General features: G+C 69.6%; 13 protein-coding genes. 10 read left to right on the forward strand and 3 right to left on the reverse strand.

Annotated features, from left to right (window positions below):
* Positions 1-322: 322 nt before the first annotated feature.
* The 9 genes from ngcE to ACJX2R_RS37270 all read left to right on the forward strand — a co-directional run bounded on the left by ngcE (position 323) and on the right by ACJX2R_RS37270 (position 12,595).
* Positions 323-1,759 (forward strand): N-acetylglucosamine/diacetylchitobiose ABC transporter substrate-binding protein, encoded by a 1,437-nt coding sequence (gene ngcE, locus ACJX2R_RS37230; protein ID WP_413103656.1) that lies wholly within the window; start codon positions 323-325, stop codon positions 1,757-1,759.
* A 58-nt stretch (positions 1,760-1,817) separates the two neighbouring features.
* Positions 1,818-2,735, forward strand: a complete 918-nt coding sequence (locus ACJX2R_RS37235; protein WP_262699338.1) for a carbohydrate ABC transporter permease — start codon at positions 1,818-1,820, stop codon at positions 2,733-2,735.
* A gap of 175 nt (positions 2,736-2,910) precedes the next feature.
* Positions 2,911-3,744 (forward strand): carbohydrate ABC transporter permease, encoded by an 834-nt coding sequence (locus ACJX2R_RS37240; RefSeq protein WP_413106029.1) that lies wholly within the window; start codon positions 2,911-2,913, stop codon positions 3,742-3,744.
* Positions 3,745-3,988: 244 nt separating this feature from the next.
* The gene (locus ACJX2R_RS37245; protein ID WP_262699339.1) at positions 3,989-5,188 is read left to right on the forward strand and encodes an ROK family transcriptional regulator; all 1,200 of its coding nucleotides are present in this window, start codon (positions 3,989-3,991) and stop codon (positions 5,186-5,188) included.
* Between the two features lie 219 nt (positions 5,189-5,407).
* Positions 5,408-6,508: a substrate-binding domain-containing protein gene (locus ACJX2R_RS37250; RefSeq protein ID WP_413103657.1), complete on the forward strand. Its 1,101-nt coding sequence runs from the start codon at positions 5,408-5,410 to the stop codon at positions 6,506-6,508.
* Between the two features lie 138 nt (positions 6,509-6,646).
* Positions 6,647-7,435 (forward strand): ATP-binding cassette domain-containing protein, encoded by a 789-nt coding sequence (locus ACJX2R_RS37255; protein WP_262699341.1) that lies wholly within the window; start codon positions 6,647-6,649, stop codon positions 7,433-7,435.
* Entirely contained in the window at positions 7,432-8,748 is a 1,317-nt protein-coding gene (locus ACJX2R_RS37260) for a sugar ABC transporter permease (protein ID WP_413103658.1), read from the forward strand. The genes ACJX2R_RS37255 and ACJX2R_RS37260 overlap by 4 nt, the downstream gene beginning before the upstream one ends.
* 180 nt (positions 8,749-8,928) lie before the next feature.
* A complete protein-coding gene (dxs, locus tag ACJX2R_RS37265) occupies positions 8,929-10,893 on the forward strand; it encodes a 1-deoxy-D-xylulose-5-phosphate synthase (RefSeq protein ID WP_413103659.1) in 1,965 nt (654 codons plus the stop codon).
* A 175-nt stretch (positions 10,894-11,068) separates the two neighbouring features.
* Positions 11,069-12,595 (forward strand): amino acid permease, encoded by a 1,527-nt coding sequence (locus ACJX2R_RS37270; protein WP_413103660.1) that lies wholly within the window; start codon positions 11,069-11,071, stop codon positions 12,593-12,595.
* 65 nt (positions 12,596-12,660) lie between these two features.
* On the opposite strand, the gene ACJX2R_RS37275 is transcribed toward ACJX2R_RS37270, so the two are convergent.
* Positions 12,661-13,068, reverse strand: a complete 408-nt coding sequence (locus ACJX2R_RS37275; RefSeq protein WP_413103661.1) for an NTP pyrophosphohydrolase — start codon at positions 13,066-13,068, stop codon at positions 12,661-12,663.
* A gap of 70 nt (positions 13,069-13,138) precedes the next feature.
* On the opposite strand from ACJX2R_RS37275, the gene ACJX2R_RS37280 reads away from it, so the two are divergent.
* On the forward strand, positions 13,139-14,194 hold the full coding sequence (locus ACJX2R_RS37280) for a hypothetical protein (RefSeq protein WP_413103662.1): 1,056 nt from the start codon (positions 13,139-13,141) through the stop codon (positions 14,192-14,194).
* A gap of 844 nt (positions 14,195-15,038) precedes the next feature.
* Here the strand turns inward: ACJX2R_RS37280 and ACJX2R_RS37285 are convergent.
* Positions 15,039-17,168, reverse strand: a complete 2,130-nt coding sequence (locus tag ACJX2R_RS37285) for a 3-hydroxyacyl-CoA dehydrogenase NAD-binding domain-containing protein (protein ID WP_413103663.1) — start codon at positions 17,166-17,168, stop codon at positions 15,039-15,041.
* Positions 17,165-18,382 carry a thiolase family protein gene (locus tag ACJX2R_RS37290; protein ID WP_262699347.1) on the reverse strand — a complete coding sequence of 406 codons (1,218 nt, stop codon included), beginning with the start codon at positions 18,380-18,382 and terminating at the stop codon, positions 17,165-17,167. Before ACJX2R_RS37290 ends, ACJX2R_RS37285 begins: the two co-directional genes overlap by 4 nt.
* Positions 18,383-18,479: the final 97 nt, after the last annotated feature.

An 18,479-nucleotide genomic window follows, 5' to 3' on the forward strand; every position in this document is an offset into this window, starting at 1 on the left:
GCGCGCACGGCGGCGTGCCGCGCGGCATGTCTCCCCTTACGGTATGTCGGGCAGGTCTCAACTCGGGAAAGACTGGTACCCGATGACCTCTCGATCTTGCCCATATGAGGCCCAGTGGACTATACCTGTCGCCCCAGGGGGAAGGCCGCACCGCGGCCCATATCGGAGGGCCTCGGCGGGTCATCCGCTCTCCCCGGCGTACACCCAGCAATACTCCGCTTGACGCTTCAACTGACCCGCGGTGTCGGGCCCCTCGCCGGAGGCGAGTATGTACGGGAGACCGTTACACCGCCTGAGTCCTGACGAAGGCGAGGACTTGAGCATGGGATCCACCTCAGATGTCGGCCGTCGCGATCTGATCAAGCGCTCGGCGGCGCTCGGATTGATCACCGTGCCGGCGATGAGCGCGCTGTCCGCCTGTGCCAGTGGCGGTGACGACGACTCCAAGAAGGTCGACAAGGGCAAGAAGAGCGCCAAGAACCCGCTCGCGGTCAATGAGAGCGCGGCGCTCGACGTCGTCATCTTCGACGGCGGCTTCGGCCAGCAGTACGCCAAGGACGCCGAGGCGGAGTACGCCAAGGCCTTCCCGAAGACCAAGGGAAAGGTCAAGCACGCCGCCACCCAGAAGATCCAGACCGTGCTCCAGCCGCGCTTCAACGGCGGCACCCCGCCGGACCTCGTCGACAACTCCGGCGCCGAGCAGATGGACATGGGCACCCTGGTCGCCAAGAACCAGCTGACCGACCTCACCCCGCTGCTGGACGCGCCCTCCCTCGACGACCCGAACAAGACGGTGCGCGAGACGCTGCGCCCCGGTGTCGTGGAGATGGGCCAGTTCGACGGCAAGCCGGTGTGGATCCTCTACTACGCCTACACCGTCTACGGCGTCTGGTACTCCAAGAGCAACCTCGCCAAGCTCGACGTGGAGTACCCCGAGACCTGGGACGACATGCTCAAGGTCTGCGAGAAGGCCAAGAAGAAGGGCGTCGCGGGCTGGACCTACCCCGGCAAGTACCCCTACTACCTGCCGTTCAGCCTCTACCCCTTCATCGCCAAGATCGGCGGCCGGGACGTCCTGGACTCGATCGACAACCTGGAGCCGAACGCCTGGAAGCACCCGGCGGTGAAGGCCGCCTTCGAGGCGTACTACGAGCTCTACAAGAAGGGCTACATCCTCAAGGGCACCCCGGGCCTGACCCACATCGAGTCCCAGACCGCGTGGAACCAGGGCAAGGCGCTGTTCATCCCGAACGGCTCCTGGGTGGAGAACGAGGCGAAGAAGACCACTCCGAAGGACTTCCAGATGGCGGTGGCCGCGCCGTCCAGCCTGGACAAGAGCGACAAGCTGCCGTTCGGCACCCTGTGGGCCTCCGGCGGTGAGCCCTTCATCGTCCCGAAGTCGGCGAAGAACCCCGAGGGCGGCATGGAGCTGCTGCGGATCATGCTCGGTGAGAAGTCCACCAAGAACTTCATCAAGCAGGTCTCCTCGCTCTCCTCCCTCAACGGCGGCACCGAAGGGCTCTCCCTGCCGCCGGGTCTGGCGTCGGCGCAGGAGGCGCTGACCAAGGCGGGCAAGAACGTGGTCAACCCGCGGCTCCAGGACTGGTACGTGACGCTGGAAAAGCAGCAGATCGGCGTCGGCGCGCTCGGCGAGATGATGGCCGGCCGGATGACCCCCGCCGAGACGATCAAGAAGTGCCAGAAGTTCGCCGATGACACGGCCAAGGACGACGCCGTCAAGAAGTACAAGCACGTCTGATGCGGGTCCACGCGTCGCCGGCGGCATTATCCGTAGGGGAAGACCGAGGTCGGTAGAAATGCAGCATGGGAAGTACCGGTTCATCGCGGGGTTCCTGGCCCTGCCGGTGATCCTTTACGCGGTCTTCGTGATCTCGCCGTTCGTCCAGGCCATCTACTACTCCTTCACGGACTGGACGGGTCTGAGCTCCGACTTCAAGATGGTCGGGTTCAAGAACTACGACTGGCTGCTGCACGACGACCTCTTCTGGAAAGCGGTCGGGCACAATGTCCTGCTGCTGCTGGTGGTGCCGCTGGTGACGCTCGGCCTCGGGCTCTTCTTCGCCTTCATGCTCAACGTGGGCGGCCGGGGCCGTAAGAACGCTGCGGTCTCCGGGGTGCGCGGGTCGAGCCTGTACAAGGTGATCTATTTCTTCCCGCAGGTGCTGTCGATCGCGATCGTCGCCCTGCTGTTCCAGTTCACCTACAACCCGCGCAACGGCGCGATCAACTCCTTCCTCGACGGAGTCGGCCTGGATTCGCTCCAGCAGCAGTGGCTGGCCGATCCGAAGCTGGCGCTGTGGTGCCTGATGGCGGTGATGGTCTGGAGCAACGTCGGCTTCTACGTCGTCCTCTTCTCCGCCGGGATGAGCTCCATCCCGAGGGACTTCTACGAGGCGGCGCTGCTCGACGGGGCCAACCGGATCAAGACCTTCTTCAAGATCACCCTGCCGCTGCTGTGGGACACGGTCCAGACCGGCTGGATCTATATGGGCATCATCGCGCTCGACGCGTTCGCCGTGGTGCAGATCATGACCGTGGGGCCGGGCGGCCCCGCCGACTCCACCCAGGTCATGGGCTACTACGTCTACACCAAGACCTTCCACGACGGGCAGGCCGGACGGGCCACCACGATCGGCGTCGCGATGCTCATCGTCACCCTGATCTTCGCGGTCATCGTGACCAGGCTCGGCCGGCGCGAACGGCTGGAGTACTGATGCCGATCACATCGACCGCACCCGGCCACCGCCGCCCGACCGCCGATCTGGGGGTACCACAGTGACCTCGCACGCAGAGCCCTCGGAGCTCCCGGGCGTCACCAAGGAGGGCGAGGCACCGGCCACCGGGCCGGTCGCCAAGCAGCCGCCGCCGGGCTTCACCCCCGAGGGCCGGATCGGCAGCGAGGGCAAGGTCCTCAACGTCTTCTCGCACGGCATCCTGGTGGTCTGGGGACTCCTGGTCACGCTGCCGCTGCTGTGGGCGGTGATGAGCTCCCTCAAGACCGACAAGCAGATCTTCACCTCGCCCTGGGGGCTGCCCTCGGTCCTGCACTTCGACAACTGGAGCAGGGCCTGGAGCAAGTCGAACATCGGCGACTTCTTCCTCAATACGATCCTGGTGGTGGGCTGCTCCCTGATCGGGACGATGTTGCTGGGCTCGATGGCGGCGTACATCCTGGCCCGCTTTGAATTCCCGGGAAAGCGGTTCATCTATTTCATGTTCGTCGGCGGGATGAGTTTCCCGATCATCCTGGCGCTGGTGCCGCTGTTCTTCGTGATGAAGAACATGAGCCTGCTCAACACCTTTCATGGGCTCATTCTGGTCTATATCGCCTATTCGCTGCCGTTCACGGTCTTCTTCCTCACCTCGTTCTTCAAGACGCTGCCGTCCTCGGTCGCGGAGGCTGCCCTGATCGACGGGGCGTCCCACACCAGGACGTTCTTCCAGGTCATGCTGCCGATGGCGAAGCCCGGACTGATCAGCGTGGGGATCTTCAACTTCCTCGGGCAGTGGAATCAGTACATGCTGCCGACGGTGCTCAACACCGATGAGGACAAGCGGGTGCTCACCCAGGGCCTGGTGCAGCTCGCGGCCAGTCAGCAGTACAAGGGGGACTGGTCGGCGCTTTTCGCCGGTCTGGTGCTTGCGATGCTTCCCGTACTCGGTGTCTATATCCTCTTCCAGCGGCAGGTCCAGGCGGGTCTGACCGCGGGCGCGCTCAAATAGGGGCACATCGCGGAGGGCTTTTCACGGCCCCGTCCTTTCCGTTTCGCGGAAGGGACGGGGCCGTGCCGCTGTGGGCGGCGAAGGGTACCGCGAGCGGTCCCACGGCGGTCAGGGGCTTGACGTGGGACAACCGTGGCGGCTCAGCTTAGAGTTCACATGTTGGAGACACAGCCGGGCCTCACTGCTGCGGTCCGGTCGGGCGGAGCGGCCGTCGTGCCGCCCGCGAAGGCGGGAGTGGATGGGCGTGGAGACTCCGGGATCGCAGTCGTCGCTGCACCGGGCCAATCTCGAGCGGGTGGTCCGTGCGGTGCGGATGGCGGGCTCGCTGACCCAGGCGGAGATCGCCAGGTCCACCGGGCTGTCCGCCGCCACCGTCTCCAACATCGTGCGCGAGCTCAAGGACGGCGGAACGGTCGAGGTCACGCCCACCTCGGCGGGTGGCCGCCGGGCGCGCAGCGTCTCGCTCAGCGGTGACGCGGGCATTGTCGTGGGGGTGGATTTCGGCCATACGCATCTGCGTGTCGCCATTGGCAACCTCGCCCATCAGGTGCTGGCCGAGGAGGCCGAGCCGCTGGATGTGGACGCCTCCTCCGCGCAGGGTCTGGACCGGGCCGAGCAACTGGTCAGCAGGCTGATCACGGCCAGCGGGCTGAGCCAGGACAAGGTGGTCGGCGTCGGGCTCGGCGTGCCCGCCCCGATCGACGTGGAGACCGGCACGCTGGGCTCGACCGCGATCCTGCCGGGCTGGGCGGGCACCAATCCGCGCGACGACCTGGCCCAGCGGCTCGGGGTGCCGGTGCACGTGGACAACGACGCCAACCTCGGCGCGCTCGGCGAGCTGGTCTGGGGCTCCGGCCGGGGGGTCGGCGACCTCGCGTACATCAAGGTGGCCGACGGTGTCGGCGCGGGATTGGTGATCAGCGGGAAGATCTACCGCGGCCCCGGCGGTACGGCGGGCGAGATCGGCCACATCACCCTGGACGAGTCGGGCCCGGTGTGCCGCTGCGGCAACCGCGGCTGTCTGGAGACCTTCACCGCGGCCCGCTATGTGCTGCCGCTGCTGCGTTCCAGCCATGGGGCGGACCTCACCGTGGAGCGCATGGTGCAGCTCGCCCGCGAGGGCGACCCGGGCTGCCGGCGGGTGATCGGGGACGTCGGCCGGCACATCGGCAGCGGGGTGGCCAACCTCTGCAATCTGATCAACCCGAGCCGGATGGTGCTGGGCGGCCAGCTCGCCGAGGCGGGGGAGCTGGTGCTGGGCCCGATCCGGGAGTCGGTCGCGCGGTACGCGATCCCGAGCGCGGCCCATCAGCTGTCGGTGATGCCGGGGGCGCTGGGCGGCCGGGCCGAGGTGCTGGGCGCGCTCGCGCTGGTGCTGAGCGAGATGGGCGATTCGACGCTGCTGGACGGCGCGCTCTCGGCGGGGGCTCCGGCCCTCACCTGACCGCCGGGCGGGGGCTGTTGGGCCGTGGGGCTTGCCTTGAGAGGCTTTGTCCGGTCACGCTCCGTCTATCCGGCCTGTCCGGCTGCGTTCACTCAGATAACGAATGGCACCGTTGCCATCTCGTTAAGGATTTACTTCTTGACGCCATGCGGGCGGCCGAGTTGACTTCCAGCCACCTCGGCCGCAATGACGCGGCCTCGTCAGGGAGGTCAGCCCTAAATGAACGCAACGATGCGTCGCGTCGCTCTTGCCGCTTCTGTCATGTCGATGACGGTAGCCCTCGCCGCCTGTGGCTCGGCGAAGGAAGCCGACAACGACAAGAAGGACGAGAAGAAGAAGACCGGTCCGCTCACGATCGGGCTACTGCTGCCCGAGGACCAGACGGCCAGATACGAGAACTTCGACCGGCCATACATCACCAAGAAGCTCAAGGCGCTCTGTGCGGACTGCAAGATCCTGTACGTCAACGCCAAGTCCGACCCCTCGGTTCAGCAGCAGCAGGTCGACTCGATGATCACCAAGAAGGTCGACGCGATCATCCTCGACTCGGTGGACTCCAAGTCCATCGCCAGCTCGGTCAAGAAGGCCGACGAGGACGGTATCCCGGTCGTCGCCTATGACCGGCTCGCCGAGGGCCCGGTCTCCGCGTACACCTCGTTCGACAACGAGACGGTCGGCAAGGTCCAGGGCAAGGCACTGCTCGAGGCGCTGGGGGACAAGGCCAAGAGCGGCAAGATCGTCATGCTCAACGGCTGGGAGGCCGACCCCAACGCCGCCATGTTCAAGAAGGGCGCGATGTCCGTGCTCAAGGGCAAGGTGGACGTCGGCAAGTCGTACGACATCGATCGCTGGCTCGCGGACAAGGCCAACGAGGCCATGACGGGCGCCATCTCCTCGCTCGGCAAGAAGAACATCGTCGGCGTCTACTCGGCCAACGACAGCATGGCCGGCGGCGCGATCACCGCGCTCAAGAGCGGCGGCTTCAACCCGCTGCCCCCGGTCACCGGCCAGGACGCCGAACTCGAGGGTGTGCGCCGGGTCGTCACCGGCGAGCAGTACATGAGCGTCTACAAGTCCTACCTGGACGAGGCCGCGGCCGCCGCCGAGATGGCCATCGCGCTCGGCCGCGGCGAGAAGGTCAACGAGTCCAACACGGTCGACAGCCCGACCACCAAGGACATCCCGGCGACCCTGATCACCCCGATCTCGCTGACCAAGAAGAACATCAAGGACACCGTCGTCAAGGACGGGAACTACACGGTCGCCCAGATCTGCACCGCCAAGTTCAAGGCGGCGTGCGCTGAGGCCGGTCTGAACTAACGCCGGTCTCCGGCCCACAGACGGAGCAGGGCCGTCCGTACCCGCGGACGGCCCGCCCCCCTGACTCACCCCCCATCCGAGGGGAGAGCGCGCTCTCCCCTCCGTCACACAGCAGGGACCACCCTGCCCGGAACGGAGATGGCCATCGTGCCGAACGGACCCGTGTTGGCGTTGCGCGGGATCTCCAAGCGGTTCGGCGCCGTCCAGGCGCTCACCGACATCCATCTGGAGGTCCACGCCGGTGAAGTCGTCGCCCTGGTGGGCGACAACGGCGCCGGCAAGTCGACCCTCGTCAAGAGCATTGCCGGAGTCGGCCCCGCCGACGAGGGCGTCGTCGAGTGGCAGGGCAGGCCCGTCCAGGTCACCCGGCCGCACGACGCCCAGGAGCTGGGCATCGCGACCGTCTACCAGGACCTCGCCCTCTGCGACAACATCGACGTCGTCGGCAACCTCTTCCTCGGCCGCGAGATCCTGCGCGCCGGGGTGCTCGACGAGGTCGAAATGGAGCGGCGCTCCCGTGAGTTGCTCCAGACCCTGTCGATCCGCATTCCCAGTGTGCGGATCCCGATCGCCTCGCTCTCGGGCGGCCAGCGGCAGACCGTCGCCATCGCCCGTTCGATGCTCGGCGAGCCCAAGCTGGTGATCCTGGACGAGCCGACCGCCGCCCTCGGCGTCGAGCAGACCGCGCAGGTCCTGGACCTGGTCGAGCGGCTGCGCGACCGCGGCCTCGCCGTCATCCTCATCAGCCACAACATGGCCGATGTGAAGGCCGTCGCGGACCGGGTCGCGGTGCTGCGGCTGGGCCGCAACAACGGCATCTTCGACGTGAAGACCACCTCTCAGGAAGAGATCATTTCCGCCATCACCGGCGCCACGGACAACGCCGTGACCCGCCGCAAGGCGCGTAGCGGGGAGGTCGCGAAGTGACCACGAACGTCGACAAGACCAACGGCGGTCCGTCGAACGGCGCCAACAAGGCGAGCGGCCCGGCCGACGCCAACCCCGTCGCCAAGGACGCGGTCACCGTCGTCGACCCCCGGCTGCTGGTCCGTCAGGAGGGCTTCAAGGGCTATCTGACGGAGTTCGGCCGCAAGATGCGCAGCGGTGATCTGGGCGCGGTCCCGGTCATCGTCGGCATCGCCATCATCTGGGCGGTCTTCCAGGCGAAGGACAGTGCCTTCCTCTCGCCCAAGAACCTCTCCGACCTCTCCATCCTGCTCGGCGGCACCGGCATGATCTCGGTCGGGATCGTCTTCGTGCTGCTGCTCGGGGAGATCGACCTGTCCGTCGGCTCGCTCAGCGGTCTGGCCGCGGCGACCCTGGCGGTGCTCAACGTCAACCACGGGGTGCCCGAGGGGATCGCGGTGCTCGCGGCGCTCGCCAGCGGCGCGGTCCTCGGCGCGGTGCACGGCTTCTTCTTCGCCAAGATCGGCGTACCGGCCTTCGTGGTGACCCTGGCCGGTCTGCTGGCCTGGAACGGTCTGATGCTCCAGGTGCTCGGCACCACCGGCACCATCAGCATCGCCGACGACAGCTTCGTGCGCGATCTCACCGCGCACTACTTCAGCCAGCTCATCGCCGCGTACGGGGTGGCCACGGTGGCGACGGCGGGCTTCTTCCTCGCCCAGTTCCTGGACAGCAGGCGCCGTAAGGCGGTCGGCATACCCTCGCGGCCGCTGAGCGAGATCCTGGTCCGTACGGGCGTGCTCGCGGTGATCCTCTTCGCCGCGGCCTGGCGGCTCAACGAGTACAAGGGTCTGCCCCTCGCCCTGGTGATCTTCGTGGCGGTCCTGGTGATCCTGGACTTCGTGGTCCGCCGCACCTCCTACGGGCGCAAGGTGATCGCCCTGGGCGGCAGCGTCGAGGCCGCCCGCCGGGCGGGCATCAACGTCGTCGCCATCCGGATCTCGGTCTACTCGCTGGCCGGGCTGATGGCCGCGTTCGGCGGCATCATGATCGCCTCCCGGATCGGCTCCGCCAGCCAGCAGGCAGGCACCGGCAACCTGCTGATGGAGGCCATCGCGGCCGCGGTCATCGGCGGCACCAGCCTCTTCGGCGGCCGGGGCTCGGTCTGGTCGGCGCTGCTCGGCATGCTGGTCATCGGCTCCATCTCGTCCGGGATGAACCTGCTGGGCGTCGCGAACTCCGTCCAGTACATGATCACCGGTGGGGTGCTGCTGGCCGCCGTCGTCATCGACTCGGTGTCGCGCAGGACACAGCGGTCCGCGGGTCGCGGCTGACCCCGGACGCCTCATCCGCTCACCCGGCTGCCCGGTGCCTTCACGGAAGGCACCGGGCAGCTGTCTGAAAAGAACACGCGTGACGGAGATCGCATGGGGGGAGGTCTGCGCCGGAGGGCGGAACATTAGACTCGGGCGGACGGCAAGCTCCATGGAGACGCTCGAAGCAAGGAGGCACGGGTGCTGCTGACCCGCATCACGGGACCGCGCGATCTGGACCGGCTCACTCCGGAGGAGCTGGACCAGCTGGCCGCGGAGATCCGCTCCTTCCTCGTCGACGCCGTCTCCAAGACCGGTGGCCATCTCGGCCCCAATCTCGGCGTGGTGGAGCTGACCATCGCCCTGCACCGGGTCTTCGACTCGCCCCGGGACAAGGTGTTGCTGGACACCGGCCACCAGTCCTATGTGCACAAGCTGCTCACCGGCCGCCAGGACTTCACCAGGCTCAAGAGCAAGGGCGGTTTGTCCGGTTATCCCTCGCGCGCCGAGTCCGAGCACGACGTCATCGAGAACAGCCACGCCTCGACCGTCCTCGGCTGGGCCGAGGGCCTCGCCAAGGCCAATGAGCTACTGGGCAAGCAGGACCATGTGGTCGCCGTGATCGGCGACGGGGCGCTGACCGGCGGTATGGCCTGGGAGGCGCTCAACAACATCGCCGCCGCCAAGAACCGCCCGCTGGTCATCGTCGTCAACGACAACGAGCGCTCCTACGGCCCGACCATCGGCGGCCTGGCCAACCACCTGGCCACCCTGCGCACCACCGACGGCTATGAGCGCTTCCTGGCCCGCGGCAAGGACCTGCTGGAGCGCACCCCGGTCGTCGGCAGGCCGCTGTACGAGACGCTGCACGGGGCCAAGAAGGGGCTGAAGGACTTCATCACCCCGCAGGGCATGTTCGAGGATCTGGGGCTGAAGTACGTCGGCCCGATCGACGGCCATGACATCGAGGCGCTGGAGTCGGCGCTTCAGCGGGCGAAGCGTTTCGGCGGCCCGGTCATCGTGCACTGCCTCACCGAGAAGGGCCGCGGCTACCAGCCCGCCCTCCAGGACGAGGCGGACCGCTTCCACGCCGTCGGCAAGATCCACCCGGACACCGGGCTGCCGATCTCGGCCTCCGGCGCCGACTGGACCTCGGTCTTCGGCGAGGAGATGGTCAAGCTGGGCGAGGAGCGCGAGGACATCGTCGCGATCACCGCGGCCATGCTGCACCCGGTGGGGCTCACCGAGTTCGCCAAGCGCTTCCCGGACCGGGTCTACGACGTGGGCATCGCCGAGCAGCACGCGGCCGTCTCGGCGGCGGGCCTGGCCACCGGCGGCGTCCACCCGGTCTTCGCCGTCTACGCCACCTTCCTCAACCGCGCCTTCGACCAGGTCCTGATGGATGTGGCGCTGCACAAATGCGGGGTCACCTTCGTCCTGGACCGCGCCGGTATCACCGGCACCGACGGGGCCTCGCACAACGGCATGTGGGACATGTCGCTCCTCCAGGTGGTCCCCGGCCTGCGGATCGCCGCCCCGCGCGACGCCGACCAGGTCCGCGCCCAGCTGCGCGAGGCCGTGGAGGTGGAGGACGCGCCGACCGTGGTGCGCTACTCCAAGGGCGCGGTGGGCCCGGCGGTCGCGGCCGTCGGCCGGATCGGCGGCATGGACGTACTGCGGGAGCCCGCCGAGTCCGCAGGGGACGCCCCCGACGTACTGCTGGTCTCGGTCGGCGCGCTCGCTCCCATGTGCCTGGAAATTGCCGACCTTCTCGACAAACAGGGCATTTCCACAACGGTGGTGGACCCCCGCTGGGTCAAGCCGGTCGACGAGGAGCTGCCCGCCCTCGCCGAGCGCCACCGCGTCGTCGTCACCGTCGAGGACAACAGCCGGGTCGGCGGTGTGGGCTCCGCCGTCGCCCAGGCGCTGCGCGACTCGGGCATCGACATGCCGGTGCGCGACTTCGGCATCCCGCCGCGCTTCCTCGACCATGCCTCCCGTAAGGAGGTCATGGCGGAGATCGGGCTGACCGCGCCGGACATCGCCCGGCAGGTCACCGGGCTGGTCTCCAGGATCGGTGGCCGCTACGGACACGAGTCCGCGGACACGGGCTCCCAGGGCGCCGATGTGACCCGGTCGACGACGGCCGAGCCGGTCCGCGACTGAGCCACCGCCCCTTTCCGCCTGGGCCGGTCGGAGTGCCTCCTGCTCCGACCGGCCCAGCGTGCGTCGCACCGCCCGCCCCCATCGGGTGAATCGGGGACGGCCCTGAGCGTGCATACCTCGCCGCCGATCGGTAACCAGAAGCATGAACCGCACGGCAGGCGTGGAGGTGGCACCGGTGAACGTATCGGAACCAGGCGGAGGCACCGGCGGCAGAGTCCGGCCGCGCTACCTGCGGACGAAGAGCATCGAGCAGTCCATCCAGGACACCGAGGAGCCCGAGCACACCCTCACCCGGTCCCTGTCCGTCCTCGACCTCACGGTCTTCGGTGTCGGCGTCATCATCGGCACCGGCATCTTCGTGCTCACCGGCTCGGTCGCCAAGGAGCAGGCGGGGCCCGCCACCGCGCTGTCCTTCGTGGCCGCCGGTATCGCCTGCGCCCTGGCCGCGCTGTGCTACGCCGAGTTCGCCTCCACGGTTCCGGTCGCGGGATCCGCGTACACCTTCTCGTACGCCTCGCTCGGCGAACTGCCCGCCTGGATCATCGGCTGGGACCTGGTGCTGGAGTTCGCGCTGGCCTGTGCCGTGGTCTCGGTGGGCTGGTCGGGGTACATCCGCTCGCTGCTGGACAACGCCGGATGGCATCTGCCCGACGCCCTGTCCGGGCCCGATGCCGCGCACGGCTTCTCCTTCGACCTGCTGGCCTTCCTGCTCGTGCTGGTGATCACCGCGATCCTCGTCTTCGGCATGAAGCTGTCCGCGCGGGTCACCTCCGTGGTGGTCGCGATCAAGGTGGCCGTGGTGCTGCTCGTCATCATCGCGGGCGCCTTCTTCATCCACCCGGAGAACTACCACCCCTTCATCCCCGAGGCCCAGGGCTCGGTCTCCGGCTCGGGGCTGAAGGCGCCGCTGATCCAGCTGATGTTCGGTTACCAACCGACGACCTTCGGCGTCCAGGGCATCTTCACCGGCGCCGCCGTGGTCTTCTTCGCCTTCATCGGCTTCGACATCGTGGCGACCGCGGCGGAGGAGACCCGGAATCCGCAGCGGGACATGCCCCGCGGGATCCTGGGCTCGCTGCTCATCTGCACGGTGCTGTACGTCGCGGTGTCCATCGTGGTCACCGGCATGCAGAAGTACACCAAGCTGTCGGTGGACGCGCCGCTCGCCGACGCCTTCAAGGCGACCGGCCATCCGTTCTACGCGGGCCTCATCAGCTTCGGCGCCGCCGTCGGACTCACCACCGTGTCCATGATCCTGCTGCTCGGCCAGAGCCGGGTGTTCTTCGCGATGAGCCGCGACGGGCTGCTGCCCAGGGTCTTCTCCCGGGTGCATCCGCGCTTCGGGACGCCCTACCGCTCGACGATCGTGCTGGGCGTGGTCATCGCCGTGGTCGCCGGGTTCACCTCCATCTCCGAGCTGGCGGCCCTGGTGAACATCGGCACGCTCTTCGCCTTCGTCGTGGTCGCGCTGGGCGTCATCATCCTCCGCCGCACCCGGCCCGATCTGCCCCGCGCCTTCCGCACACCCTGGGTCCCGGTGCTGCCGGTCCTGTCGGTGGCCGCGTCGCTGTGGCTGATGCTCAATCTGCCCGCCGAGACCTGGGTGCGGTTCGGGGTCTGGATGGTCATCGGCCTCCTCGTCTACTTCCTCTACGGGCGCCGCCACAGCCGGGTGACGGAGGCGGGGACGCGTACGGAGTAGGGGCCCGCGGACCACGCGGCGGAGGCGTCACGCTCCGTAGGACACCTCCTGGGCCCTGACAGGCCCTAGGACGAGCCGTCCGGGCGGACCGACCGGGGGCCCGTCGTCTCCGCGCCCAGGGCCGTGACCCGCGCCCGCAGCCCCTGGTCCGCCGTCACCACCAGGCAGGGGCGGGCCTCCTCACGGGCCGCCACCACGGCCACGATGTGGTCGTCGCCGCTGCCCGGCGCGCTCTCCACCCGTACGCCTGCCACCGGCTCGACGCCCCGCGCCGCGCCCTCGACCACCATCACGATGTCCACCGGAGGTTCGGTGGCCCAGCCGGGCACGCCCGGGCGGCCGGGGAGCCCTGCCCCGGCGAGGGCGGCCAGCCGGTCGCGGAGCCGCTCGGCGGCGCCGCGCCGGTCACGCCACCAGCCATCCGGAACCGACCCGACCACATTGGCGGCGTCCACGACCACAACCCCATCCATAGTCCAGGCAAATTACTATGGACATCGTTCGATCAGGTGGACGGGCTCGGGGAAGGGTTGGCAGCGGGCCATGGCGTTGCGGTTGCTCCGCGGCAAGGACGGCAGGCTCACGGCCTACGCACCGGTGACGGGCGGTGTCGCCCGCTGGACCGAGGACCGCCCCGGCGGGGCGGAGTGGTCGGGGCCGTGGTTGATCGAGGTGTCCGGGCGCCTGGCCGGGCTGACCGTCGTTCAGAGCCCCGAGGGCTATGCCCATCTGGTGGGGCTTCGGCACCGGCCGGGCGGCGCCGGGGAACCGGCGCGCGTGGACATCGTCCACGCCACCCAGTTTCAGTCCGGCCGCCCGCTGACGGCGTGGCACTCGCTGGGCACCCCGCATCCCAAGGACGCCCGCAAGGCCGAGCGGACCGGCCCGCCGGCCGCGGCGGTGGACTCCTCCGGCGCCCTCCGCGTCTTCGTGCGCAACGCCGGGGGCGGGGTGAGCGCGCGGCGGCAGGACCCCAAGGGCACGTGGGAGCGCTGGACCGACTGGAAGGGCGCGCACGTACTGGGCGGCATGTCGGCGGCCGCGACCGCCGACGGCCGTCTCGAACTGCTCGCACCGGCCGGGAAGGGCGCCGCGCTGCGCTGGTACCAGCCCAAGCCCGGCGCCGCCCCCAAGCGGGGCGAGGACGTCCCCGCCGACGCGCGGCCGGATTCGGCGTCCATGGTGGAGAGCAGCCCCGGCACCCTCACCCACTACTGGCGTGACGCCCGCAGCGGTGAGGTCATGGCCTGGCGGCCGGACTCCCCGGCCCCCGCGCCGCTTGGCGGTGCCACGGGCACCGGCCCGGTCGCCGCGGTGCGCGCCATGGTGGACGGTCACGACTGCACCGTCCTGGCCCACCAGGACCCCGCGGCGGGCGGGCTGGCCGTCGCCGCCCACCCCTGCGAGGACGAGGCGGCGGGGGTGTGGTGGACGCCCTCGGGCGAACAGGGCGCCCACACCCCGGCCCTGGCGCTGGACGCCCAGGGCCGAGTGGTGCTGGCCGCGCTGGGCCTGGACGGAAAGCTCCTGGTGGCCCGTCAGAAGACCGACGAGCCCGGCCTGGCACTCCAGGCCTGGACCCGCGTGGGAAGCCGCTGAGCAACGCCACAGCCCCACCAAGAGCCCACCCGCCCCGCCGCCCGGCGCCCCAGCGGTCTGGCGAGTACGGCGGTCCGGCGGTCCGGCGCCCTGGCGGTCCGGTGCCCCCGAGGCCCGGCGGTCCGGAGGCTCGGCGCCCCGGCGGTCTAGCGCCTCGGTGCCCCGGCGCCCCGGCGGTCCGGTGCCCCGGCGGTCCGGTGCCCCGGCGGTCTGGCGGTCCGGTGCCCCGGCGGTCCGGTGCCCCGGCGGTCTGGCGCCCGGAGAAGGTGGAGCTGGTCGGTTTCCCACCCCGGGCGTGATCCGACCGACGGCCGTGACCCGATCGACGGGAGCGACCCGCCTCGGCCGTGACCTGACGGGCGTGACCCGACCGCCGGGAGCGCCCCGCACCGGCCGTGACCCGACCGGGAGCGCGCCCCGCCTCGGATACGCGTGGCGGGTGCTCGCCGCCGGGCGGTGGCGGTGGTCCGGCCGCGGCGGGTGGCGCGGGCGGGTACACCCTTCGCCGGGGCGCAGGGGTGTCCTTCGCCGGGGTGCGGGGGCGGCGGTGCCGGTGGGGTGGGGTCCGGAGTGCCCATGTGTCGGACGCGCCTTCGCCCGCCCGGCACCCGGGTACACCCTTCGCCGGGGCGCAGGGGTGCCCTTCGCCGGGGTGCGGGGGCGGCGGTGCCGGTGGGGTGGGGTCCGGAGTGCCCATGTGTCGGACGGGCCTTCGCCCGCCCAGCCCCCGGGTACACCCTTCGCCGGGGCGCGGGGGCGCCCCGGTGGGGCGGGGCCCGGAACGCCCGAGTGCCGGGCGGGGGTTTGCCCGCCCGGCACTCGGGTACGCCATGCGCCGCCGGCGCTACGCGGGAACGCTCGCGACGCCCTGCGCCAGGAACGTCTTTCCGTTCACCCGCTCCGAGACGCCCTCGCGGTCCAGGTACGGCGTGATGCCGCCCAGGTGGAAGGGCCAGCCCGCGCCGGTGATCAGGCACAGGTCGATGTCCTGCGCCTCGGCGACGACGCCCTCCTCGAGCATCAGCCCGATCTCCTGCGCGACCGCGTCCAGCACCCGGGCGCGCACCTGCTCCTCGGTGAGGACGGTGTCGCCCTGCTGGAGCAGCGCGGCGACCTCCGGGTCCAGCTCCGGCTTGCCGGAGTCGTGGACGTAGAAGCCGCGCTTGCCCGCATCGACCACGCGCTTGAGGTTCTCGGAGACCGTGAAGCGGTCCGGGAACGCGCCGTGCAGGGTCTCGGAGACATGCAGACCGATCGCCGGGCCGACCAGCTCCAGCAGCACCAGCGGGGACATCGGCAGCCCGAGCGGCTCCACCGCGCGCTCCGCGACGTCCACCGGGGTGCCCTCGTCGATCACGTTCTGGATCTCGCCCATGAAGCGGGTCAGGATCCGGTTGACCACGAACGCCGGGGCGTCCTTGACCAGGACGGCGGTCTTCTTCAGCTTCTTGGCCACGCCGAAGGCCGTGGCCAGCGACGCGTCATCGGTCTTCTCACCGCGGACGATCTCCAGCAGCGGCAGGATCGCGACCGGGTTGAAGAAGTGGAAGCCCACGACCCGCTCGGGGTGCTTGAGCTGGGACGCCATCTCGGAGACCGACAGCGAGGAGGTGTTGGTGGCGAGGATGGCGTGCTCCGGCACGACCGCCTCGACCTCGGCGAACACCTGCTGCTTGACGCCCATTTCCTCGAAGACGGCCTCGATGACGAAGTCGGCGTCGGAGAAGGCGGCGGCCTTGTCCAGCGAACCGGTCACCGCGGCCTTGAGGCGGTTGGCCTTGTCCTGGTTGATCCGGCCCTTGAGCAGCAGCTTGTCGATCTCGCCGTGGACGTAGCCGACGCCCTTGTCGACGCGCTCCTGGTCGATGTCGGTCAGCACGACCGGCACCTCCAGGCGGCGCGCGAACAGCAGCGCGAGCTGCGAGGCCATCAGCCCCGCGCCCACTACGCCGACCTTGGAGACCGGGCGGGCGAGCGACTTGTCCGGGGCGCCCGCGGGCCGCTTGGCGCGCTTCTGCACCAGGTTGAAGGCGTAGATGCCGCTGCGCAGCTCGCTGCCCATGATGAGGTCGGCGAGCGCCTTCTCCTCGGCCTCGTAGCCCAGGGCGAGGTCGCCGTTGCGCGCGGCGTCGATGATCTCCAGCGCGCGGTAGGCGGCCGGGGCCGCCCCGTGCACCTTGCCGTCGGCGATGGCGCGGCCGCGCACCACGGCCTCGTGCCAGGCGTCGCCGCGGTCGATCTCGGGCCGTACGACCTCGATCTCGCCCTTGAGGACGGCGGCGGTCCAGATCAGCGACTGCTCGAGGAAGTCCGCGCCCTCGAAGATCGCGTCGGCGATCCCGAGCTCGTAGACCTGCTCGCCCTTGAGCTGCTTGTTCTGGTTGAGCGAGTTCTCGATGATGACGGAGACCGCGCGGTCGGCGCCGATCAGGTTCGGCAGCAGGGTGCAGCCGCCCCAGCCGGGCACCAGCCCGAGGAACACCTCGGGCAGCGAGAAGGCGGGCAGCGCCGCGGAGACGGTGCGGTAGGCGCAGTGCAGCCCGACCTCGACCCCGCCGCCCATCGCCGCGCCGTTGTAGTACGCGAAGGTGGGCACGGCGAGCGTGGACAGCCGCTTGAAGACGTCATGGCCGCCCTTGCCGATGGCCAGCGCGTCCTCGTGGCGCTTCAGCAGCTCCACGCCCTTGAGGTCGGCGCCGACCGCGAAGATGAACGGCTTGCCGGTGATGCCGACGCCGGTGATCTCGCCGTCCGCGGCCTCCTTCTCGACCTGGTCGATCGCCGCGTTGAGGTTGGCGAGCGAGGCCGGGCCGAAGGTGGTGGGCTTGGTGTGGTCCAGGCCGTTGTCCAGTGTGATGAGCGCGAAGCGGCCCGCGTCCTGGGGGAGATCGAGGTGGCGGACGTGCGCCTGCGTCACGACCTCGCCCGGGAAGAGCTCTGCCGCTCCCTTGAGAAGCTCTGCGGTGTTGGTCACTTGTTCCCCTCGAAGTGCGGGTTCTCCCAGATCACGGTGCCACCCATGCCGAAGCCGATGCACATCGTCGTGATGCCGTAGCGGACCTCGGGGCGCTCCTCGAACTGCCGTGCCAGCTGCGTCATCAGGCGGACACCGGAGGAGGCCAGCGGATGGCCGAAGGCGATCGCGCCGCCGTACTGATTGACGCGCTCGTCGTCGTCCGCGATGCCGTAGTGGTCCAGGAACGACAGGACCTGGACGGCGAACGCCTCGTTGATCTCGAACAGGCCGATGTCCTCGATGGACAGACCGGCCTTCGCCAGGGCCTTCTTGGTGGCCGGGACCGGGCCGTAGCCCATCACCTCGGGCTCGACGCCCGCGAAGGCGAACGAGACCAGGCGCATCCTGACCGGCAGGCCCAGCTCCCGGGCGAAGTCCTCGGAGGCGATCAGCGAGGCGGTGGCGCCATCGTTGAGCCCGGCGGAGTTACCGGCCGTGACCCGGCCGTGCGGGCGGAACGGGGTCTTCAGCGTGGCCAGGCCCTCCAGCGTGGTGCCCGGGCGCATCGGCTCGTCGGCCGTCGCCAGGCCCCAGCCCAGCTCCCCGCCCTCGGGGGAGGTGCGGCGCACCGAGATCGGCACCAGATCCTGCTGGATCTTGCCGTTGGCGTACGCTTTGGCGGCCTTCTCCTGGCTGCGCACCGCGAACTCGTCGGCGCGCTGCTTGGAGATGTGCGGCAGCCGGTCGTGGAGGTTCTCCGCCGTCATGCCCATGAACAGGGCCGACTCGTCGACCAGCTTCTCCGAGACGAAGCGCGGGTTGGGGTCGACCGCCTCGCCCATGGGGTGGCGGCCCATGTGCTCGACCCCGCCCGCGACCACGGCGTCGTAGGCGCCGAAGGAGATGGATCCCGCGGTGGTGGTCACGGCCGTCATCGCACCGGCACACATCCGGTCGATGGCGTAACCGGGGACGGACTGGGGCAGCCCGGCCAGGATGCCCGCGGTGCGGCCAATGGTCAGGCCCTGGTCGCCGATCTGCGTCGTCGCGGCGATGGCCACCTCGTCGATGCGCTCCGGCGGCAGATCCGGGTTGCGGCGCAGCAGCTCCCGGATGCACTTGACGACCAGGTCGTCGGCGCGGGTCTCGTGGTAGATGCCCTTCGGGCCCGCCTTGCCGAATGGGGTCCGGACGCCGTCGACGAAGACGACGTCCCTAGCGGTACGAGGCACGTTGGCTCTCCTCCAGGTGCGGGATGGCACTGCTGCGGGCACGCCGGGGGCGCGCCGTCACACCCTCATGCTACTTATGAGTAACCAAGCTGCCCAG

Source organism: Streptomyces sp. Inha503 (assembly GCF_047215865.1).
GTDB classification, from domain to species: domain Bacteria; phylum Actinomycetota; class Actinomycetes; order Streptomycetales; family Streptomycetaceae; genus Streptomyces; species Streptomyces lycopersici.